Annotated in this window: 14 protein-coding genes; 10 read left to right on the forward strand and 4 right to left on the reverse strand. The window is 68.9% G+C overall.

Annotated features, from left to right (window positions below):
* Nucleotides 1–105: 105 nt before the first annotated feature.
* Nucleotides 106–1,557, reverse strand: a complete 1,452-nt coding sequence (locus HPY32_RS17640) for an MFS transporter (RefSeq protein WP_082871100.1) — start codon at nt 1,555–1,557, stop codon at nt 106–108.
* Nucleotides 1,558–1,643: 86 nt separating this feature from the next.
* Here HPY32_RS17640 and HPY32_RS17645 point away from each other — a divergent pair, with 86 nt between their 5' ends.
* The gene (locus tag HPY32_RS17645) at nt 1,644–2,069 is read left to right on the forward strand and encodes a MarR family winged helix-turn-helix transcriptional regulator (RefSeq protein WP_067579768.1); all 426 of its coding nucleotides are present in this window, start codon (nt 1,644–1,646) and stop codon (nt 2,067–2,069) included.
* 190 nt (nt 2,070–2,259) lie between these two features.
* On the opposite strand, the gene HPY32_RS17650 is transcribed toward HPY32_RS17645, so the two are convergent.
* Together HPY32_RS17650 and HPY32_RS17655 are read right to left on the reverse strand one after the other, a co-directional pair.
* Entirely contained in the window at nt 2,260–3,132 is an 873-nt protein-coding gene (locus HPY32_RS17650; RefSeq protein WP_067579766.1) for a helix-turn-helix domain-containing protein, read from the reverse strand.
* Nucleotides 3,133–3,328: 196 nt separating this feature from the next.
* Nucleotides 3,329–3,898 carry a DUF4282 domain-containing protein gene (locus HPY32_RS17655; protein WP_067584868.1) on the reverse strand — a complete coding sequence of 190 codons (570 nt, stop codon included), beginning with the start codon at nt 3,896–3,898 and terminating at the stop codon, nt 3,329–3,331.
* A gap of 329 nt (nt 3,899–4,227) precedes the next feature.
* Between HPY32_RS17655 and HPY32_RS17660 the strand changes: the two genes are divergently transcribed.
* The 3 genes from HPY32_RS17660 (at nt 4,228) to HPY32_RS17670 (ending at nt 8,388) form a co-directional block, all read left to right on the forward strand.
* The gene (locus HPY32_RS17660) at nt 4,228–4,710 is read left to right on the forward strand and encodes a hypothetical protein (protein WP_067584866.1); all 483 of its coding nucleotides are present in this window, start codon (nt 4,228–4,230) and stop codon (nt 4,708–4,710) included.
* 505 nt (nt 4,711–5,215) lie between these two features.
* Nucleotides 5,216–7,399 (forward strand): molybdopterin-dependent oxidoreductase, encoded by a 2,184-nt coding sequence (locus HPY32_RS17665; RefSeq protein WP_067579764.1) that lies wholly within the window; start codon nt 5,216–5,218, stop codon nt 7,397–7,399.
* A 362-nt stretch (nt 7,400–7,761) separates the two neighbouring features.
* Nucleotides 7,762–8,388 carry a pyridoxamine 5'-phosphate oxidase family protein gene (locus tag HPY32_RS17670; RefSeq protein ID WP_067579762.1) on the forward strand — a complete coding sequence of 209 codons (627 nt, stop codon included), beginning with the start codon at nt 7,762–7,764 and terminating at the stop codon, nt 8,386–8,388.
* Here HPY32_RS17670 and HPY32_RS17675 read toward each other — a convergent pair.
* Nucleotides 8,375–8,905 (reverse strand): GtrA family protein, encoded by a 531-nt coding sequence (locus HPY32_RS17675; protein ID WP_082870713.1) that lies wholly within the window; start codon nt 8,903–8,905, stop codon nt 8,375–8,377. The two genes, HPY32_RS17670 and HPY32_RS17675, sit on opposite strands and share 14 nt — an antisense overlap.
* Before the next feature lie 19 nt (nt 8,906–8,924).
* Between HPY32_RS17675 and dprE1 the strand changes: the two genes are divergently transcribed.
* The 6 genes from dprE1 to HPY32_RS17705 all read left to right on the forward strand — a co-directional run bounded on the left by dprE1 (nt 8,925) and on the right by HPY32_RS17705 (nt 22,427).
* The gene (gene dprE1, locus HPY32_RS17680; protein ID WP_373686636.1) at nt 8,925–10,415 is read left to right on the forward strand and encodes a decaprenylphosphoryl-beta-D-ribose oxidase; all 1,491 of its coding nucleotides are present in this window, start codon (nt 8,925–8,927) and stop codon (nt 10,413–10,415) included.
* Entirely contained in the window at nt 10,415–11,176 is a 762-nt protein-coding gene (gene dprE2, locus HPY32_RS17685; protein ID WP_067579758.1) for a decaprenylphospho-beta-D-erythro-pentofuranosid-2-ulose 2-reductase, read from the forward strand. Before dprE1 ends, dprE2 begins: the two co-directional genes overlap by 1 nt.
* Nucleotides 11,177–11,496: 320 nt before the next feature.
* Nucleotides 11,497–13,473 (forward strand): galactan 5-O-arabinofuranosyltransferase, encoded by a 1,977-nt coding sequence (locus HPY32_RS17690; protein ID WP_171982908.1) that lies wholly within the window; start codon nt 11,497–11,499, stop codon nt 13,471–13,473.
* 227 nt (nt 13,474–13,700) lie between these two features.
* Nucleotides 13,701–15,545: a glycosyltransferase family protein gene (locus tag HPY32_RS17695; protein ID WP_373686652.1), complete on the forward strand. Its 1,845-nt coding sequence runs from the start codon at nt 13,701–13,703 to the stop codon at nt 15,543–15,545.
* Between the two features lie 21 nt (nt 15,546–15,566).
* Nucleotides 15,567–18,956 carry an arabinosyltransferase domain-containing protein gene (locus tag HPY32_RS17700; RefSeq protein ID WP_067579754.1) on the forward strand — a complete coding sequence of 1,130 codons (3,390 nt, stop codon included), beginning with the start codon at nt 15,567–15,569 and terminating at the stop codon, nt 18,954–18,956.
* Between the two features lie 90 nt (nt 18,957–19,046).
* A complete protein-coding gene (locus tag HPY32_RS17705) occupies nt 19,047–22,427 on the forward strand; it encodes an arabinosyltransferase domain-containing protein (protein ID WP_067579752.1) in 3,381 nt (1,126 codons plus the stop codon).
* Nucleotides 22,428–22,455 lie beyond the last annotated feature (28 nt).

The following is a 22,455-nucleotide window of genomic DNA, read 5'->3' on the forward strand; positions in this document are numbered from 1 at the left end:
GGAATGACGAATATGAATGCGAAAGCCGCGGTGGGCGAAGAATATTCGCCCACCGCGGCTCGGACTCCCCGTTAGTCGGTCATCCCGGCATGTTTTTGGCCGGGATCAGGCGGCCAGTTCCAATTCCTCCTCCGCGACGGCCGAGGCGGGGCGTCGCTCGAGGAAGTGGGTCAGGGCGATGAGGGCGCCGACGATGGAGACCGCGCCGGCGAAGATCAGGCCCGGACGGTAGCTGTCGAGCATGGCGCTCGGTGAGGTGCCGTGCTTGCCGGAGGAGATGATGGCGGTGTTGATCGCCAGCACGATGGCCGCACCGACCTGCATGGAGGTCTGCAGCACGCCGGCCGCCAGGCCCTGCTCGTCGTCGTGGATGCCGTTGGTGGCCTGAATGTTGATGGCCGGGAAGCCGATCCAGCCGATGCCGATCAGCAGCACCGCGGGCAGGATGACCGCCCAGTAGGAGGGCGCGGTGTTCATCCGCAGGAACAGCAGGTAGCCGATGCTCATGACGATGGTGGTCACCGCGATGATGGGCCCGGTGCCGAACCGGTCCACCAGCTTGTCGGAGAACACCGACGACAGCGCCACCAGCAGGCCCACCGGCAGCAGGGCCATGGCCAGCTTGATCGGCGACCAGCCCAGGGTGTCCTGCAGGTACAGGGTCACGATGAACTGCCAGCTGAAGTAGGAGCCCGCCACCGCGACGATGACCAGGCTGGCCCGCACCAGCGAGACCTTGCGCAGGATGCCGAGCCGGATCAGCGGGTGCCGCACCCGCTTCTCCACCCCGACGAACGCCACGAACAGCGCGACCACCGCGGCGAACGAGCCGATGGTGCGGGCCGAGGCCCACCCCGCCTGCGGCGCCGAGACCACGGTGTAGACCAGCAGCAGCATGGCGGCGGAGGAGAACAGCGCGCCGAGCAGATCGTGGCCGCCCTCCTCGGTCGACTTGTCACGCGGGACCAGGATCGCGGCGGAAACCAAGGCGGCCAAGGCGATCGGGACCGGGAGCAGGAAGGTCCAGCGCCAGCCGACATTGGTCATCAGGCCGCCGAACACCAGGCCCATGGAGTAGCCGCCCGCACCGAACACGGTGTAGATGGACAGCGCCCTGTTGCGGGCCGGGCCCTCGGCGAAGTTGGTGGTGATGATCGACAGGCCGGTGGGCGCGGTGAACGCCGCGGCCAGACCCTTCACGAAGCGGGTCAGGATCAGCAGCGGGCCCGAGCTGACCAGGCCACCCGCCAGCGAGGCGACCGCGAACACGCCGAGCGCGATGAGGAAGACCTTGCGCCGACCGAGCAGATCGGCCGTGCGGCCGCCGAGCAGCAGCAGGCCGCCGTAGCCGAGCACATAACCGCTGACCAGCCACTGCAGCGTGGAGGTGTTCAGCCCCAGTTCGTTGCCGATGGAAGGCAGGGCGACACCGATCATCGAGACGTCGAGACCGTCGAGGAACAGGACGATGCACAGGGTGATCAGCATGCCCCACAGGCGTGCCGACCACCGGGTATCGGCCGCGGAGGCGGCCGGAAGGGTTGCCGTGGAAGTCACGAGCCGGAACATTACATGCACACGCATTAAATGAGCAAGCATTTAATGCGGTTGCATGTTTGACTACTCGCCACTAGGATGGCGACATGCCGAAGGCGTCGACAGCGTCCGTCGACCGGCCCGGGACTCAGCTCGTCGAACAGGCGGCTCCCACCGGACTGGTTCGTGAGTGGCGCGATCTGTTGTCCAAGCACGCCGCCGTCTCATGCGCCCTGGAGAAGGAGCTGCAGAGCCGGCATCACATCGGGCTCAGCGAATTCGAAACTCTCGACCGGCTGGTGGACGCCGCCTGCGAGACCTACCGAATGAGCGAGCTGGCGGGCGACATCTACCTGAGCCAGAGCGCCCTGTCCCGAGCCGTCGCCCGCCTCGAACGCGAGGGCCTGGTCAGCCGCAGCATGTGCACCGACGACCGCCGCGCAATCTACGTCTGCCTCACCGACAAGGGCCGAGCCCTCCACGCCTCGGCCGCCCCGACCCACCGCGAGGTACTGGGGAGCACGCTGCACTGATCCCGGCGAAAAGCATGCCGGGAACAAGGAAGTGTTGGCGCGCCGGGAACATAGAAGTGGTGGCGGGCCGGGAACGAGAGTGACGTTGACCTATCGGGAAAGCGGCTCGCATTTCGTCATTCCGGCGTGCTTTTGGCCGGAATCGTAAGGGGTCCCGGCCAAAAGCGTGCCGGGAACAGGGAATTGGGGGTTAGAGGGAGGCGAGGGCGGCTTCGATGGTGGGGCGGGCGTCTGTGGAGACGGATTTGATGTTGGTGAAGGCGGCTCGGTAGCGGTCGATGTCGTGGTCTTTGTCGAAATAGGCGGAGCCGGTGAAGGTTTCGACGTAGACGACGGGGGGTTCGGGGGCCTCGGTGCCGTTGTCGGGGAATTCCAGGAGGACGAATCGGCCCGAGTCCATGCCCTCGTGGTAGCCGGAACCGGTGGGGATCAGGCTGATTTCGACATTGGGGAGGTCGCACATGCGGCGGAGGTGCCGGAGTTGGCCCGCGGTCACGTCGGGGCCGCCGATTCGGTGCCACAGCAGCGATTCGGTGATCACGGCCTCCAGGCACACCGGGGATTCCGGGCGGGTGAGCAGGGCCTGGCGGGCGGTGCGGACCGCGACCCGGCGGTCCATCTCCGTCGTCGGCATCTGCGCCCGCGCGCCCGCGAGCACCGCCCGGGTGTACGCCTCGGTCTGCAACAGGCCGGGGACCAGCTCGTTCTCGTAGGTGAGCAGGCGGCTGGCCGCCTCCTCCAGGCCGATGTACACCTCGAAGCCCTCCGCGATGACGTCACTGTATTCGGTCCACCACCCACGGGCCTTGGTCTCGCGCGCCAGTGCGGTGAGCGGTGCGATGAGATCGGCTGGGGCGCCGTAGATCTTGCACATCGCCTCGACGTCGAGCCCGCGCAGCGAGGTCTGGCCGGTCTCGATCCGCCAGATCTTGGCCTCCGACCATTCCAGTCGCTGCGCCGCCACCCGCGTGGTCATGCGGGCACGATTGCGCAGGTCGCGCAGCTGTCGCCCCAATTGCCGCCGCGGCATCGTGGAACCGGTGATCCCGTGCGGTAAAGCCATGCTTCCCCCTCCGTCCCGTGCGCCGATCGTACTCGCTCTTCGCGGCCCACCGAACGGCAAAAGTCCTTACGCCGTAGCCGGATTGGACATCCGGCTAGTAAACGGATTGTTGCACAACAAAACGAGGAGTCCATACCGTCCGTGTCGCAGTCACGCCAACGTCACAGGCACGACCGGGGCGCAGTTGCGACACAGGCTATTTGCGCGGCGGGCGGCGGCGGAATCGCCAGAATTGCACCGCGCGAACGTCCTCCGAGAGTTGGTTGACCGGTTCGGCCACCTCCGACAGCGCCCGGAACAGGTCGTCGGCCAGATCGTTGATGTGCTCCACCCGGCTGGCCAGTCGAGAGGCGTTCACCAGGAATTCGAGCGCCAGCCGCACCGCGGCCGCGATGGTCAGCCCGAGCGGCACCGCCACCACCAGCGCGAAGACCAGCCCGAGGGCCATCGACAGGTGCCACAGCAGCACGGTCAGCACGATCGGCACACCTCCGGCGAATGCCAGGCCGAGCAGATAGGCCAGCGGCAGCAAGGTGCTGGTTGCCGGGCGCCGGAACTGTACGTCGACGAGCGCGCGCAGGGCGGCGACGCACCACGCCGCGAAGGCGCTCGGGCTGCGGAACGGTTCGGGGGGCTGTGCCTCGCGCTCTCCGACGTGCTGCGACAGGCGGCGGCTCGCGGGCTCGCGCCAAGCGAGCCAACGAGGTTCGACCTCGAAGTCGCCGAGATCCTCACCCATGCCGGACCCGCCGGGATCCTCACTCATGCGCAAATCCTCCCCCCGCGCTCCCCCACCGGCAATCGACGAAAGTCGCGGCCCGGCACTCTCATCCGGCTCTCGAGCAACTCGCAGCAGCAACGCATTTGCATCGCAGGTCCGCAGACGACCGTATGGAGCGTGACCGAACGGGACTACCAGGCAGAAACCGTCCCTTCGGCCATAGCCATAACACATTGCAGCGGTGTGCCTGTGATGAATTCGACGCTGCCGAAGAAACTTCCGGCGAACGTGTAACACCGCGAACCGGGCAGCCCGATACGACCCATGGAACACCCACGCAGGACCGAGATCTACCCGGGGAAATGGAGAAGACAGTGCGTACGACGTTTCCGACTTCCGTCCCGGCGGCAGCACTGGCCGCTACCGCGCAGGACTACATCCGGCGCGGCTGGACGGTCGCCGAAACGGCCAATGGCATCTGCCTGATCACCGACGAGGTTGTATCGGGCATCGAGGTCACCGGTGAGCTTGCCGCCGACGTGCGTCGATTCCTGCGGGCGAACAACCTGTCCGGTCCGGTGATCGAGATTCCGGGCGCCGAGCGCCGCGAAATCCACCTGGTCACCGGCGTCCGCAAGGCCGAGATGGCGCTCGAGGCGCTGCGCCGGGCCGGTGCCACCGTCTACACCGACGGGGCCGGCATCCCGCTGCCGCCGACCCAGCTGTCCGCCGGCTCCGCGTGCTGGGGCGTCGCTCCCTCCGAGGCACGCTGGGTGCCGCCGGTGGTGGCCGTCGCCGCGGCCGTCCGCGCCGCGACTTCCGGCCGCAAGCCGCAGCTCGCCCGCATCGCCAGCTGATTCCGTCCCGAAAACGGGTCGGGGACAAGCGAATACGAGGAACAACTGAAGAGATAAGCATTGCGCCGGGATGGAACCACCATCTCGGCGTTTTTGTGTTGTGGGGGGTTCCCGGCCAAAAGCATGCCGGGAACAAAAGCCGGGCACGCCGGGACAAAAGACCAGGTACGCCGGGAACGAAGGGCAGGCAGGCCGGGAACAAAGACAGGCACGCCAGGAACAAAGACCAGGCAGGCCGGGAACAAAGACAGGCACGCCAGGAACAAAGACCAGGTACGCCAGGGACAAAGGCGAAGCACGCCGGGACAAAGGCGAAGCACGCCAGGAACAATGGGGAGGCATGCCGGGAACGAAGGGAGCATGCCGGGGACAAAGGGGACGGGACCGCAGGAGGCATGCCGGGGACCAAAGGGGAGGGACCGCAGGAGGTACGCCGGGGACAAAGGGCGCGCCAGCGCGCTGTTGTCCCGGCGCGGTTTTGGCCGGGACCGGTCATGATTGAGATATGGATCACGGGAACGATGGGGTTCGGAATCTGCTGCGTACCTGTCCGCTGTGTGAGGCGGTGTGTGGGTTGGAGATCGCGGTGGACTCCGGCGATCGGGTGGTGGGGGTTCGGGGGGATCGGGAGGATCCGTTCAGCCGGGGGTTTCTCTGTCCGAAGGGGGCCAGTCTGGGGCATCTCGATCAGGATCCCGATCGGCTGACCGAGCCGATGATCCGGGACCGCGGCACCGATACCTGGCGCACCGCGTCCTGGGCGGAGGCGTTCGACCTCGTCGCGGAGCGCATGCCGGAGGTGGTGGAGCGGCACGGGCGGCAGGGCACCGCGCTGTATCTGGGTAATCCGAATGCGCACACCGTCGCGGGGGCGCTGTACATGCCGCCGCTGATCCGGGCCCTGAGCACCCGCAATCTGTACTCGGCCAGTTCCGCCGATCAGCTGCCCAAACAGGTGGCCGCCGGGCTCATGTTCGGCGATCCGATGGTGGTGCCGGTGCCGGATCTGGACCGCACCGACTATCTGCTCATGCTGGGCGCGAATCCGCTGGAGTCCAACGGATCGCTGTGCACCGCACCGGATTACCCGGGCCGGTTGAAGGCGCTGCGTAAGCGTGGCGGCCGGTTGGTGGTGGTCGATCCGCGGCGCACCCGCACGGCGAAGGTCGCCGACGAGCATCTGTTCATCCGCCCCGGCAGCGATGCGTACCTGCTGTTCGCGATCGTGCACACGCTGTTCGCGCAGGAGCTGACGCGGGTGCGGGTGGCGGTGACCGGGCTGGACGAGATCCGTGCCGCCGCGGCGGCGTTCCCGCCCGCGGCCGTCGCCGAGCGCACCGGCATCCCGGCGGCAACCATCGTGCGACTGGCCCGCGAACTCGTGGCCGCCCCGACGGCCGCCGTGTACGCCCGGATCGGCACGTGCACGGCCGAATTCGGCACCGTCACCCAGTGGCTGGTGGAGGTGATCAACGTGCTCACCGGCAATCTGGACCGGCCCGGCGGGGCCATGTTCGCCACCGCCGCCGCGCTCGGCATCGTGCGCTCGCGCCCGTTCCGGCTCGGCCGCTGGACCAGCCGGGTGCGCGAATTGTCCGAGGCCATGGGCGAATTCCCGATCGCGACGCTCGCCGACGAGATCACCACGCCGGGCGAGGGGCAGGTCCGGGCGCTGATCACGGTCGCCGGTAATCCGGTGCTGTCCGCGCCGAGCGGCGCGCGGCTGGAGGCGGCGCTGGCCGAGCTGGAGTTCATGGTGAGCGTGGACCGCTACCTGAACGAGACCACCCGGCACGCCGATGTCATTCTGCCGCCGCCGCGCATCGTGCAGACGCCGCACTACGATTTCGCGCTGCTGCAGTTCGCGGTGCACAACTATGCCCGCTACTCGCGGCCGCTGGTGCCGCTGGGCGATCGGCCCGCGGAGACGGAGATCCTGGCTCGCCTGGCCCTGGCGGTGTCCGGGCAGCCCGCCGCCTCGGGCACGGACGCACTGGCCGCGGTGGACGAGCTGATCATCACCGCCACGCTGCACAAGGCCGGGATGTCGGAGCGCCGCGCGGAACTGCGGGGCGAGAACTCCACCGAGCAGCGGCTGGACCTGATGCTGCGGCTGGGACCGTTCGGCGAGTGGACCGGCGGCGACCTGAATCTGCAGGCGCTGCTGGACAATCCGCACGGTATCGATCTGGGCCCGCTGCGGCCGCGGCTGCCCGGGGTGCTGCGCACGGCGTCGAGGACGGTGGAGCTGGCGCCCGCGCCGCTGCTCGCCGACGTGGAGCGGGTGCGCGCCGAACTGAACGCCGCCGCGCCGGAGGTGGTGCTGATCGGTCGGCGGCAGCTGCGGTCCAACAACAGCTGGATGCACAATGTCTCGACGCTGGTCGGCGGCTCCAACACCTGCACGCTGCACATTCACCCCGACGATGTGGCCCGCCTGGGCCTGGGCGACCACGCCGTCGTCAAATCCGCCGCCGGGGCCCTGACCGTGCCGCTGGAACCCACCGAGGAGATCATGCCCGGCGTGGTCAGCCTGCCGCACGGCTGGGGACACACCGACAGCCCGCAGTCGGTGGCGCGGGCACACGCCGGGGTGAATGCCAATGTGCTGACCGATGATTCGCGGATCGACGTTCCGTCGGGGACGGCGGTGTTCAACGGGGTGCCGGTTACGTTGACGCCCGCTTGAGTTCGGGGTGGGGGTGGATCCCGGCCAAAAGCACGCCGGGACCATCGGAGGAGCACGCCGGGACCATCGGAGGAGCACGCCGGGATCATCGAAGGTTGCGAGGCCGGGGCGCGACCGCCCTTGATTCCGGCGTGCTTTTGGCCGGAATCCACCGGCCTGCAAATACTTTCACGCCGATCGGTCGGAATGCGCAAGGAGAGACGACATTCCGGACAGGAGTGGGCAAACTACGCAATAGGAGCAATGCAATGTTGCGAAATTCAGGGGGCGCAATCGAATACGGTGTGCGTAAAGGCCTGCGGGATTAGCATCTGGATGGCAACCGCAACGGGTGGATTCCGGCCGACCGAAGGGGGCGCTTTATGCCCGGCAGCGACGGCGAGCGGACACTGCAGGAGCGGTTCGGCACGCGGGAGCGGGCCGACCGGTTCCATGCCGAACAGGTGCTGGATCGGCTCAATGCGCAGATGATCGAGTTCGTCGGGCGGATGGATATGGCCTTCATCGCCACCTCCGACCGCAACGGCGACTGCGATGCGAGCTTCCGCGCGGGCAAACCCGGGTTCCTCCATATCATCGACGACCGCACCCTGGCCTATCCGGAATACCGCGGCAACGGGGTCATGGCCAGCCTCGGCAACATTCTGGAGAACCCGCACGTCGGCATCCTGCTCATCGATTTCGTGCGCGACCTCATCGGCCTGCACATCAACGGCCCGGCCCGCATCGTCGACGACCGGGTGCTGCGCGGCTGGGTGCCCGGCCTGCCCGAGCCCGAGCGCGGCCGGGTCGCCGCGCGCTGGGTGGTGGTGGCCGTGGAGGAGGCATACATCCACTGCCGCAAGCACATTCCGCACCTGGTGCCCGCCGATCGGGAGGAACGCCCGTGGGGCACCGACAACGCACACGCCAAGGGCGGCGACTATTTCGGCGCGAAGGCCCGGGCCCGCGCGCTCGTGGGCGGGATGCCGGGCGTCAGTGGATCTTGAAGATCACCGCGCGCTGCACGATGAAATTGATCACGGTCGCGGTGCCCTGTGCGATGACGAACGCCACCAGCACCGCACCGGTCACCGCGTGCCCGGCCAGGTGCACCTTCATGGCGGGCAATACGTCGTTGAGCAGTGCGTTCATTCCGACCTGCGCGGCGAAGGTGACCGCGTAGAGGATCACCACGGCCACGAAGCGCGTGCGGCTGGGCTCGGCCTTGAAGGTCCAGCGCCGGTTGATCAGGTACGCGGTGGTCGTGCCGACGATGAAGCTGCACGCCTTGGCGATATCGCGCGGCACCCCGAACGCGGTCATCAGCAGCACGTACAGCCCGAAGTCGACCACCGCGGACAGGGCGCCGGTCAGCACGAACCGCACGATCTGCGTCTTCAGATCGACATCCGTGCCACCCGGCTCGTCGACCAGCGGCAACTCGACCGGAAGGGGGAGGTGGGGTTCCGCGCTCACGGGCACGAGCGTAGCGGGTGCAATCGGCACCGCCCCGGGATCGGTCATACCTGTAGCCTCTATGCCGATGTCCACGAAAGCTCAGACCTCCACCGCCGTGGGTCCTGCAGACAATGCGGCCAGCGGCGCTGGGTCACAGGAAGGCACCGCAGTGGAGCACGAGAGCCAGGCGCTCCCGACGCAGACCCGCACGCTGACCGGATGGGGTCGTACCGCACCAACCTCCGCCGAAGTGCTGTCGACCGGCGATCCGGAGCTGATCGCCAAGGCCGTCGGCATGGTGGCGGCGGACAACGAGGGCAAGCCCGCCCACCTACGCCGCGGTGTGATCGCGCGCGGGCTGGGCCGCTCCTACGGCGACAATGCCCAGAACGCCGGCGGACTCGTCGTCGATATGACCGCGCTCAACCAGATCCATCGCATCGACCGCGATACCCGCCTGGTCGATGTCGACGCGGGTGTGAACCTGGATCAGCTGATGAAGGCGGCACTACCGTTCGGACTATGGGTTCCGGTGCTACCGGGCACCCGGCAGGTCACCGTGGGCGGCGCCATCGGCTCCGACATCCACGGCAAGAACCATCACAGCGCGGGCAGCTTCGGCAATCACGTGCGGTCGATGGAGCTGCTCACCGCCGACGGCACCGTGCACCACATCACGCCGAAGAAGAACGCCAAGCTGTTCTGGGCGACCGTCGGCGGCTGCGGCCTGACCGGAATCATCCTGCGCGCCACCATCGAGATGACGCCGACCGAGACCGCGTACTTCATCGCGGACGGCGACGTCACCGCGACCCTGGACGACACCATCGCCTTCCACAGCGACGGGTCGGAGGACCGCTACGAGTACAGCTCGGCCTGGTTCGACGCCATCAGCGCGCCGCCGAAGCTGGGCCGGGCGGCGATCTCGCGCGGCAATCTGGCCAAGCTGGACCAGCTTCCGAAGAAGTTGCAGAAAGATCCGCTGCGGTTCAACGGCAAGACGTTCGTCACGCTGCCGGACGTGTTCCCCAACGGGCTGGCCAACAAGTACACCTTCGGCCCGATCGGCGAGGTCTGGTACCGCAAGTCGGGCACCTATCGCGGTAAGGTGCAGAACCTGACGCAGTTCTATCACCCGCTCGACATGATGGGTGAGTGGAATCGCGCCTACGGTTCCAAGGGTTTCCTGCAGTACCAGTTCGTGGTGCCGCCCGAGGCGGTGTCGGAATTCAAGAGCATCATCCGCGACATCCAGCGGTCCGGGTTCTACTCGTTCCTCAATGTGTTCAAGCTGTTCGGCGCGGGAAACCAAGCGCCGCTGAGCTTCCCGATGCCGGGCTGGAACATCTGCGTGGACTTCCCGATCAGCGCGGGGCTCAACGAATTCGTCACCGAATTGGACCGGCGCGTGCTGGAATTCGGCGGACGGCTCTACACGGGTAAGGACTCCCGGACCACCGCGGAGACCTTCCACCGGATGTACCCGCGGATCGACGAGTGGATCAAGGTCCGCCGAAGTGTCGATCCCACAGGCGTTTTCATGTCCGATATGGCGAGAAGGCTGGAGCTGCACTAGTGATCAACGCGGTAGGGAATCCGCAGGCGATTCTGCTCCTGGGTGGAACCTCGGAGATCGGGCTCGCGATCTGCGCCGAGTACCTGAAGAAGGGGCCGTCGCGCGTCGTGCTGGCGGCGCTGCCGAACGATCCGCTGCGGGCGGAGGCGGTGGCGCAGCTGGAGGCGGCCGGGGCGTCGAAGGTCGAGGTCATCGACTTCGACGCGCTCGATACCGAGAGCCATCCGAAGGTGATCGAGGCGGCGTGGGCCGATGGTGACATCGACGTGGCCATCGTCGCGTTCGGCATCGACGGCGACGGCGAGGAGTTCTGGCAGAACCAGCGCAAGGCCGTGCTGGCCGCCGAGATCAATTACACCGCCGCGGTTTCCGTCGGCGTGCTGCTGGCCGAGAAGATGAAGGCGCAGGGGTACGGCCGCATCCTGGCGATGTCCTCGGTGGCCGGTGAGCGGGTGCGCCGCTTCAACTTCGTCTACGGCTCCACCAAGGCGGGCCTGGACGGCTTCTACCTCGGCCTCGGCGAGGCACTGCGCCCCTTCGGCCCCCGGGTACTGGTCATCCGCCCCGGCCAGGTGCGCACCAAGCTCTCCGCGCACGTCCCGGAGAACGCCCTCACCGTCGACAAGGAAGACGTCGCCGCCCTGGCCGTCGCCGCCTCGGAAAAGGGCCGCGAAATCGTCTGGGCCCCCGGCACCATCCGCTGGGTCATGATGATCCTCCGCCACATCCCCCGCCCGATCTTCCGGCGGCTACCGATCTGATTCCGGCGGAAAGCATGCCGGAACGACGGGCGCTACCCATGCCGGAACAACGGGCGCTGCCCATGCCGAACGACGGGTAGCCGCGCATGCCGGAATGCCAGGCACATCTGGGAGACGGGCGCGGCAGGCGCGTCGGGAAGATGGATGGCCGAGCATGCCGAGTGAGGGGATGGCCGTCGAGCGTTGCGCCGGGATGACCTTTAATGTCATCCCGGCGCTGATCTTTTACTGTCATCCCGGCGTCGACTTGACGTCATCCCGGCGTGCTCTCGGCCGGGAGCGGCCCGCGGACGACCCATGAATCCGGAGGCGGAGTGCGAATGACCCAGCGAACGGCGGGGACTCGAAGCTCGGTGTTTCTACGCCAGGTGGGCGGGGGGCTCGGCGAAGGGGTGCTCGGGGCGGTGGTGGCCGTGGGGGTGGCTGCTGTGGGGCTGGGGGCGTTTTCGACGGTGCATTGGCCTGCGTTCAACTCGTCCAATGTGACTCGGGCGTTGACGACGGTGGGGCAGGTGGGGGCGTTGGCGGTGCTGGTGGGGGCGGTGGTGCTGATGCGGGTGGGGCGGTGGTCCTGGGGGGCGAAGGTGTTGGCGTGGGGGGGGATTTCGGGGTTCGTGACGGTTACGCTCGGGATGCCGTTGGCGGCTACCAAGTTGTATCTGCTGGGTATTTCGGTGGATCAGGAGTTTCGGACCGAGTATTTGACGCGGTTCACCGATAGTGCGGCGCTGCACGATATGACGTATATCGACCTGCCGCCGTACTATCCGGCGGGGTGGTTCTGGCTCGGCGGGCGGGTGGCGAAGCTGCTGGGGCTGGCGGGGTGGGAGGCGTTCAAGCCGTGGGCGATCGTTTCGCTGGCTGTTGCCTCGGTGCTCGCTTATGTGCTGTGGTCCAAGCTGATTCGGGCGGACTGGGCCGTCGCGGTGGGGGCGGCGACCACGGTGGTCATGGTGGCGTTCGCGTCGCCGGAGGCGTACAGCGCGGTGTTGGTGATTGCGTTCGCGCCGGTGATGGTGCTGGCGTGGGGGGCGCTGTATCGGCCAGCGGCAGGGGTGCGCGGGACCGCGGGGGGCTGGGCCGCGGTGCTGGGCACGGGATTGTTCCTCGGCGTGTGCGCCATGTTCTACACGCTGTTCTTCGGTATCGCCGTCTTCGCGGTGGTCCTGATGGCGGTGGTGGCCTGGGGCGCGCTGCTGTGGCAGCGGCGGAGCGAGCGACTGCACGGGCACCGCGAACACGCGGGCGCTCAGGGCGCGCTGGAGCTGCTGTGGCCGATTCTGGTGCGGCTGATCGTGATCGGCGCGATCGCCGGGGTGCTGACGCTGGTCACCTGGGGTCCGTACTGGCTGAAGCGGCTCGGCGCGCAGACCGCGAAATCCGGTACCGCACAGCACTATCTGCCCGAGACCGGGGCGCGGCTGTCGTTCCCGATGTTCGACTTCTCCCATCCGCTGCTGGCGGCGCTGTGCCTGGTCGGCACCGTCTGGCTGGTGTTGCGCGCGGCGAGTTCGCGCCGGGCGCAGGCGCTCTCGATCGCGGTCGTGGCGATCTACCTGTGGACGCTGGCGTCGATGGCGCTGACCGCGGGCGGTTCCACGCTGCTGTCGTTCCGGCTGGAGCCGATCCTGCAGGTGCTGCTGGCCGCGGCCGGTGTCTTCGGTTTCGCGGAGGGCGCGCGGGCGATCTATCAGGCCATGGGCGAGCCGGGCCGGTTCCGCGCGGTCGCCGCCGCGGTCGCGGTGCTGGGCGCGGTGGCCTTCGCCCAGGGCATTCCGAGCATCCTGAACGCCGAGATCACCACGGCCTACACCGATACCGACGGCAACGGCGACCGCGCCGACCGGCGCGCCCCCTCGGCCGTGTCCTACTATCGCGAGATCGACGCCGCCCTGCTGGCACAGACCGGACGGCCGCGCGACCACTCGGTGGTGCTCACCGCGGACACCAGCTTCCTCGCCTACTACCCGTACTACGGATTCCAGGCGCAGACCCCGCACTACGCCAACCCGCTCGCCGACTTCGCCGGGCGCGCAGCCGAAATCAAGCGCTGGAGCACCCTGCACACCCCCGCCGAACTCCGTGCGGCGCTGCACCGCAGCCCGTGGCGGGCGCCGGATGCCTTCCTGTTCCGGCGGTCCGGGGACGGCTACACCCTGCGGCTGTCGGAGGACGTGTATCCGAACGATCCGAACGTGCGGCGCTACACCGTCACCTTCCCGAAGACTTTGTTCGACGATCAATATTTCCGGACCACGGATATCGGCCCCTTCACGCTCGTGGTTGCGAAGCCCTGACCTGCGTGAACATCATGATTGTGGCGTCATGCACACTGCCGGACCCCTGTGCATAAGACTGTGGAATACAGGCTTTTCTTGTGGATAACTCCGCCGTAGGGCAGCGCGCACTCAGCATCGGCCGGTAGCGTGGCCGCTGATCGTCGGCAAGAGGAGTTTCACCAGTGGTACAGGGGCGGGAATCGGTTTCGATCGACGCAACTCACCCGGGGGACGGCGCCGTCGCGGTGCTGGACCGGCCCGAGCCGGACCGGACCGTCGCCGCTCCCCCGCGCGGATTCGGCGCACGGCTGCGGGCCGCCCGGCCCGATCTGCTGGTCGCCGCCGCCTACCTGGCCCTCGCCGTCACCGTGCTGTCCGGGCAGTGGCGCGACACCGAGCACGGCTATCTGTTCAAAAGTGGCCAGGACCAGAACATGTGGGAGTGGTTCTTCGCCGAGACCGCCCACGCGCTGGTGCACGGGCACAATCCGCTGGGCACCCGGCTGCAGAACTTTCCGGACGGCGTGAACCTGATGGCCAATACGGCCATGTTCGGCATCGGCGTGCCGCTCGCCCCGGTCACCCTGCTGTTCGGGCCGACCGTCACCTATGTGCTGGCCCTGACCCTCGGCCTGGCCGGAACCGGATTCGCCTGGTACTGGCTGTTTTCCAGGACGCTGGTGCGGTCGCGGTTCGCGGCGGCCGTGGGCGGGCTGTTCTGCGGCTTCGCGCCCGCCATGATCTCGCACGCCAACGCGCACCCGAATTTCGTGCTGCTGGCCGCGCTTCCGGTGATCGCCGGGCTGCTGATCCGGATGGCGCGCCGGGCCGGGAAACCGATGTCCTTCGGGCGGCGGCTGCGCGACGCCGCGGTGCTCGGCGTGCTGGTAGCGCTGCAGATCGCACTCGGCGAGGAGCCGCTGCTGCTGTTCGCGCTGGCGTTCGGCGTATTCGTGGTCGTCTACTACCTGCACTGCCCGCGCATCGGGCTGCGGACGCTGCGGGGCGTGGCGCCCACGGTGGGGCTCGCGGCGGTGATCACGCTGGCGCTCACCGAGATTCCGCTGTACTACCAGTTCTTCGGGCCGCAGAGCTACCGGACCCTGGAGCACGGTGCGATGGGCAACGACCTGAAGACGCTGGTGCAGTTCCCGTCCGAATCGCTGGGCGGCCTGTTTCTGCCCAGCCAGTACGTGGCGGTCAATCCCACCGAGGAGAACGCGTATTTCGGCTGGCCGCTGCTGATCCTGCTGGCGGTGACGGTGGCGCTGCTGTGGCGGGCCCGGCCCGACGCGCGCAGCCCGCATCGGGTGGTGCGGGCGGCGGCGGTCGTGATCGTGGTGTTCACCGTGCTCTCGCTGGGCGCGACCGCGACCATCGGCAAGCACCCGACCGGGGTGTCGCTGCCCTGGAAGTGGCTGCAGCACTTGCCGCTGCTGGACACGGTGCTCGAGACCCGCTTCACCATGGCCGCGATTCCGGCCGTCGCGGCGATTCTCGCGCTGGCCACCGAGCGCATGCTCGGCTACTGGCGGGACTCGATGACGGATGTGCGGCCGCTGATCTGGCTCGCCGCCCTGACCGCGGCGCTGCTGCCGCTGACGCCCACCATTCTGCCGGTGATCGGGCGCCCGGCGACCCCGGCCTTCTTCGCCGACGGCACCGTGCGCAAGTACGTGAGCGGCGGCTCGGTGGTGATCGCCCCGCCACCCACCCGGCTGGAGGCCGCGCCGCTGCGCTGGCAATACGACGCCGGATTCGAATTCCCGCTCGCCGGAGGCTATTTCGTCGGACCGATGGGCGCCACCAAGAAGGGCCGCTACGGGCCCGACGACCGGCCCACCGCGGGCCTGCTCATGCAGGCGTCGGACACCGATCGGGTGCCGGTGATCGACGACGCCGCCCGCGCGCACGCCGCGGAGGATCTGCGGTACTGGCAGGCCGATGTGATCGTGCTGCCGTATCTGACCCGACACGGCGACACCGTGCATGCCACGCTCGACCAATTGCTCGGCATTCCGGGGCAATTCGTCGACGACGTGTGGGTCTGGGACGTGCGCGGCCTGCGCGCCGCGGCCGACGCGGGGTAGCAACGTCTAGCATCGTGCATCGTGCGCGCAGACTCACCACGGTTGTCCCGGGTCCGCCTGATCGCCCTCGTCGCCGGGGTGCTCGGGGTGCTGTTGGCGGTCGTGACGCCGCTGCTGCCGGTGCGCCAGGATCGGGCGACGCTGGATTGGCCGCAGCCGCAGTCGGTGAACGTCGACGCGCCGCTGGTGTCGTATTCGCCGCTGAGCGTGGATCTCACCGTGCCGTGCGCCGCGTTCCGCGACCTGCCCACCGGCACCGTGCTGTCCACGGTGCCCGCGCAGGCGCCCGGCGCGACGGCGAAGGGACTGCTCGCGCGGATCACCGATGAGCCGGGGACCGGGCGCACGCTGTCGGTGCTGCTGCACGACATTCCGCTGCTGCGCGCGCCGATGGCCGAGATCGCCGACTGCGCGGCCTTCACCGTGCACTCCACCGCCGCCGCGACCACCGCGGAGCTGACCGGGGTGCACCGGCAGGACGGCACCCCGTTCACCGATACCGTGGGCGGCGACGTGCGGCCCCAGATCGTCGGCGTATTCACCGATCTCGACCGGGCGCAGTTGGGCGCGGCGCATCTGCACGCCGCGATCGACTCCCGGTTCTCCTCGACGCCGTCGTGGGTGAAGCTGGCCGGGATCGCCGGTGCGGTGTTGTGCACGCTGATCGCGCTCGGCTGCCTGCATCTGATCGACACCGCCGACGGGCGGCGGCCGCGGCGGGTGTTCCCGGCGCACTGGTGGCGATTCACCGTGGCCGATGCGGTGGTGCTGGGCACGCTGCTGCTGTGGCACATCATCGGGGCCAATACCTCCGACGACGGCTACATCCTGAATATGGCTCGGGCGTCGAAACATTCGGGCTACATGGCGAACTACTACCGCTGGTTCGGGGTGGCCGAGGCGCCGTTCGGCTGGCCGTACGAGGTGCTGGCGTGGATGACCCGGATCAGCACGGCGAGCCCGTGGATGCGGCTGCCCGCGCTGATCGCCGGGGTGGCGTGCTGGCTGGTGATCAGCCGGGAGGTGTTGCCGCGCCTGGGCTCCCGGGTCCGCCGCGCCGCGATTCCGCGCTGGACCGCGGGTCTGGTGTTCCTCGCCGCCTGGCTGCCCTACGACAACGGCCTGCGCCCCGAGCCGCTCATCGCGCTGGGCGCCCTGTTGACCTGGTGCTCGATCGAGCGATCCATCGCGACGGGACGGCTGCTGCCCGCGGCCGTGGGCGTGCTCATCGCCGCGTTCTCGCTGGCCGCGGGGCCGACGGGGTTGATCTGCATTGCCGCGCTCATCGCGGGGTCACGACCTGTGTTGCAGCACATCATCAAACGGGCGCGAGTGGGAGTTCCCGCCTCTTCGTCTTGGTCCCGGCGCGCTTTTGGCCGGGACCTCACGGGAGATTCCGGCCAAAAGCACGCCGGAATCAAGGGGGGCGGTGCGGGCGTCTGGTCGGCGATCCTGCGGTACGGCGGTCTGCTCGCTCCCGGCGCTGCCGCCGGAACCCTCGTCCTGGTAGTCGTTTTCGCCGATCAGACGCTGGCGTCGGTGCTGGAGGCCACGCGGGTGCGGAAGATCATCGGGCCCAATGTGGCCTGGTTCGATGAGCGCACGCGGTGGGATTCGCTGCTGGCGCTGTCGCCGGACGGGTCGCTGGCGCGGCGGTTCGGGATTCTCGGCATGCTGCTGTGCCTGGGCGTGTGTGTGCTGGTGATGCTGCGCAAGAACGGGCGGATTCCGGGGACCTCGCGGGGGCCGTCGGCGCGCGTTCTCGGCATCGTGTTCATGTCGCTGCTGCTGATGATGTTCACGCCCACCAAGTGGACCCATCACTTCGGCGTCTACGCGGGGCTGGCCGGATCGCTGGCCGCGCTGACCGCGATCGCGGTGGGCGTGGACGGCATTCGCGCGGCCTACAATCGCTCGCTGTTCGCCGCCGCGGTGTTCTTCCTGCTGGCGGTGACGTTCACCGGCTCCAACGGCTGGTGGTACGTGTCCAGTTACGGCGTGCCGTGGTGGGACAAGGCGCCGCTGCTGTTCGGCAAGGGCTTCTCGACGCTGTTCCTCGGGCTGTCCATCCTGTGCCTGCTGTTGGCGGCGTGGCTCTACTACCGGGAGCCCTACCGTTCGGCAGGGCAGACGGAAGTAGCGGCAGGGCAATCGGTGGGCGCGAATGCCGTGGCGCGCAGGCGATTCGACAGGTTTGCGATCGAGCCGCTGACCATCGCGGCCGCGGCCGTGGTGCTGTTCGAGGTCGCGTCGCTGGGGAAGGCGGCCGTCGCGCAGTATCCGGCGTATTCCGTCGCGCAGGCGAATCTGCGGGCGCTGGGCGGGCATTCGTGTTCGCTCGCCGACGATGTGCTGGTGGAGACCGATACCGCCGATTCGCTGCTGCAACCCTATACGGGTGGCGCGGCCGACGGCCTGGCCGCCGACAATGTCGGCTTCACCCCGAACGGCGTGGCGAGCGATCTCACCGCCGACGCCGAGGAAACCGTCACCGGCGGCGCCAATTCGGTGAACTCCGACTCGAAGAACAAGACCAGCCGCACCACCTCCGCGGGCACCGGCGGCGGCAGCGTCACCCAGCCCGGAATCAACGGCAGCACCGTCGCGCTGCCGTTCGGCCTGGACCCGGCGCGCACGCCGGTCATGGGCAGCTACACCACCGGCGACAAGCAGCAGGCCCACCTGACCTCGCAGTGGTACCGCATGGATCTGGCCGCGGCGCGGCGGGATTCGGCCTACCAGGTGCTGGTGGTGACCGCCGCGGGCCGGATCCGATCGGTGAACAAGGACGGCGTCGTCACCTACGGCCAGGACCTGCGGGTGGAATTCGCCGACCGCGCCGCCGACGGGACCGTGCGCCCGCTCGGCTCGTTCGTGCCGCTCGATATCGGCGGCGCGCCGTCCTGGCGGAACATGCGGGTGCCGCTGGATCGCATTCCGGCGCAGGCGAATGCGGTCCGCATCGTCGCCGCCGCCAACGACCTCACCGCCAAGCAGTGGCTGGCGGTCACGCCGCCGCGGCTGCCCCGGCTGGCCACGCTCGACTCGGTGGTGGGCCGGACCGCGCCGGTGCTGGAGGACTGGCACGTCGGCCTGGCCTTCCCGTGCCAGCGCCCGTTCGACCACCGCGACGGGGTGGCCCAGGTGCCGCGCTGGCGCATCCTGCCCGACCGGGTCGGCTCCGACGCCTCCAATGCCTGGCAGGACGATATCGGCGGCGGCCCGCTCGGCTGGACCGGACTGCTGCTGCAGGCCCAGACCGTGCCCGCCTACCTGGACCACGACTGGGAGCGGGACTGGGGCGAATTGGAGCGGTTCACCCCCTATGTCCCCGCCGCGCCCGCCACCATCGGCGTCACCGTGCGCACCACGTGGGGCTGGACCAAGGACGTACCGATCAAGGTGCGCTGACGCGGCGATCGCGACAATCCGGAAGATCCGCGCGCCGGGTGTCACCGTGAACGCGGTCACTCCCAGCGCGGGAAGATAACATCACCAACCGTGCCCGACGCCGCAACCGCTGTCTTGACAGAACCCAGGCCCGCCGCAGCCGCGGCGACGCCCAGCGATTTCCGCACCGCCCGGCTCATCGCGATCGTCGCGGGGCTGCTGGGTGCGCTGTTCGCGATCGCGACCCCGTTCCTCCCGGTCTCCCAGACCACCGCGGAGGTGAACTGGCCGCAGGGCGGCACCCTCGGCAGCGTCGAGGCGCCGCTGATGGCACAGGTGCCGGTCGATCTGTCGGCGAGCATTCCGTGCTCGGTGGTGGACCGGCTGCCCCAGGGCGGCATGCTGCTCAACACCGCACCGCCGCAGGGGGATCGGGCCGCGCTGCAGGCGTTGTTCGTCCGCGTCACCCCCGACTCGGTGGACGTGGTGGACCGCAACGCGATCGTGGCGTCGGCGAAGCGGTCCGAGCTCGGCGCCTGCACCTCGATCACGATCACCTCGAACATCGACCGCACCTACGCGAAGTTCGAGGGCATGACCACGCAGGTGCAACGCCCGGTCGCGGGCGGCCCGGCCGGGGCCACCGAGACCGCGACGGTTCCGGTGGAGGGCACGCTGTCGGGCGATCTGCGGCCGCAGGTGGTCGGCGTGTTCTCCGATCTGAAGGGCGCCGCGCCCGCCGGGCTGTCGTTCCACATGACCGTCGACTCGCGGTTCTCCTCGACCCCGACCGTGTTCAAGCTGGTCGCGATGATCGCCGCGGTGATCTGCACGCTGATCGCGCTGGCGGCGCTGGCCCGGCTGGACACCGGCGACGGCCGCGGCCACCGCCGCATCTTCCCCGCGCACTGGCTGCGACCGACCTGGGCGGACGGCGCCGTCATCGGCACCCTGCTGCTGTGGCACTTCGTGGGCGCCAACACCTCCGACGACGGCTACATCCTGACCATGGTCCGGGAGGCCCCGCACGCGGGCTATCTGGCCAACTACTTCCGCTGGTTCGGCGTGCCGGAGGCGCCGTTCGGCTGGTACTACTACGTCATCCAGGTCTTCGCCCAGATCTCCACCGCCAGCCCGTGGGTGCGGATTCCGGCGCTGGTGTGCGGAATCCTGTGCTGGATGGTGATCAGCCGCGAGGTGGTGCCGCGGCTGGGTCGCGGGGTGCGCGTCTCGAAGGTGGCGCTGTGGACCGGCGGCCTGGTGTTCCTGGCGTTCTGGCTGCCCTACGACAACGGCCTGCGCTCGGAGCCGATCGTCGCGCTGGGCGCGCTGCTGACCTGGGTCTCGATCGAGCGGGCCATCGCCACCGGGCGGCTGCTGCCCGCCGCGGTCGCGGTGCTGGTGGCCGCCTTCACGCTGGCCGCCGCGCCGACCGGACTGATGTGTATCGCCGCGCTGCTCGCCGGTATCCGGCCGCTGGTGCGGATCGTGGTGCGCCGCCGCCGCGACCTGGCCGCCGCGTCCGAAACCCGGTGGGGCTCGGGCATGTTGGGGTCGACGCTGCCGCTGCTGGCGCCGATCGCGGCGGCCGGATTCCTGGTGCTGACCGTCGTCTACACCGACCAGACCTTCGCCGGTATCCAGGAGGCCGACCGGGTGCGCCGGGTCATCGGCCCGAACCTGGCCTGGTACGAGGACTACCTGCGGTACTACTACCTGTTCGTGCAGACCGTCGACGGCTCGCTGTCGCGCCGGTTCGCCTTCCTGGTGATGATTCTGTGCCTGGTCACCACCGCGCTGGTGCTGCTGCGCCGCCGCCGGGTGCCGGGCATCTCCAGCGGTCCGACGTGGCGGCTGGTCGGGGTGGTCTTCGGGACGATCTTCTTCATGATGTTCAACCCGACCAAGTGGACCCACCACTTCGGCGCCTACGCCGGTATCGCGGGTTCGCTGGCCGCGGTGACGGCGGTGGCGGTGTCGGCCACGGCGCTGCGCTCGCGCAAGAACCGGTCGGTGTTCCTGGCCGCGCTGCTGTTCGTGCTGGCGCTGTCGTTCTCGGGCATCAACGGCTACTGGTACGTGTCCAGCTACGGCGTGCCGTGGTTCGACAAGCCGGTGTCGCTGCACGGCCATCAGGCCAACACCCTGGTGCTGGTGCTGTTCGGGCTGGCGCTGGCGGTGGTGGCCTGGCAGGCGCTGCGGGAGGACTATGTCAAGCCGCCCGCGAGCCCGAAGACCGCGCGCGGCAGGCGGATTCGCCGGTTCGCGGCCATCCCGCTCACGGTCATCGCCGCGCTGGTGGTGGCGTTCGAGGTGCTGTCGCTGGTCAAGGGCGCGGTCTCGCAGTATCCGGCGTACTCGCTGGCGCGCTCGAACATCGATGCGCTGGACGGCAACAGCTGCGGGCTCGCCAAGGACGTGCTCGTGGAGGCGGATCCGAATGCCGGGCGCCTGCAACCGATCATCGATCCGGCGAACCCGCCGAAGAACGGTGATCCGCTGGCCGGGAGCGAATCCACCGGCTTCGACCCGAACGGCGTGCCCACCGATCTGAAGGCCGATGCGGTGGAGGTGAAGCCGGGCACCGGCAACACCTCCAACCAGTCCGTGGGCGCCAACTTCGCCGAGGGCCAGAACGCGGGCACCGGCGGCGGCCGCACCGGCGAGCCCGGTGTCAACGGCAGCACCGTGGCGCTGCCGTTCGGGCTGGACCCCAAGACCACTCCGATCATGGGCAGCTACCAGGAGGGCCTGCAGCAGCCCGCGCACCTGGTCTCCAGCTGGTACGGGCTGCCCGCGCGGTCGGCCGATTCGCCGCTGGTGGTGATCTCGGCCGCCGGGCGCATCCTGTCCTTCGACGACACCGGCTCGCTGCAGTACGGCCAGGATCTGCTGCTGGAGTACGGCAAGCGGCAGCCCGACGGCACCGTGAAGTCCGAGGGCACCTACATCCCGCGCGATATCGGGCCGTCGCCGTCGTGGCGCAATCTGCGAATCCCGTTGTCGGGCATCGCCGCCGACGCCGACGCGGTGCGGATCGTGGCCAATCGCCGGGTGCTGATCGGCGACCAATGGCTGGCGTTCACCCCGCCGCGGGTGCCGAAGATGCAGACGCTGGACGGCTACCTGGGGCACGAGCAGCCGGTGCTGGAGGACTGGGCGGTGGGCCTGCAGTTCCCGTGCCAGCAGCCGTTCCTGCATCGCTACGGCGTGGCGACCATGCCGAACTTCCGGATCAAGCCGGACCGGGGGCTGGCGGTCAGCTCCACCGACACCTGGCAGGCCGAGGAGTTCGGCGGCCCGCTCGGCTTCGCCAATATGCTGGCCGGGGCGACCACGGTCCCGACCTATCTGAAGGACAACTGGGCCCGCGACTGGGGTTCGCTGGAACGCTACGACCGGTATTACCCCGACGCCAAGCCCGCGCGGATCGACACCGGCACCGCGACCCGCTCGGGATTCTGGTCGCCGGGCCGGATGCGGGTGTCCTGACCCGGTTAGACGAGGAAGCGGGCGGCGC

Source organism: Nocardia terpenica (genome assembly GCF_013186535.1).
In the GTDB taxonomy this organism is placed as follows: domain Bacteria; phylum Actinomycetota; class Actinomycetes; order Mycobacteriales; family Mycobacteriaceae; genus Nocardia; species Nocardia terpenica.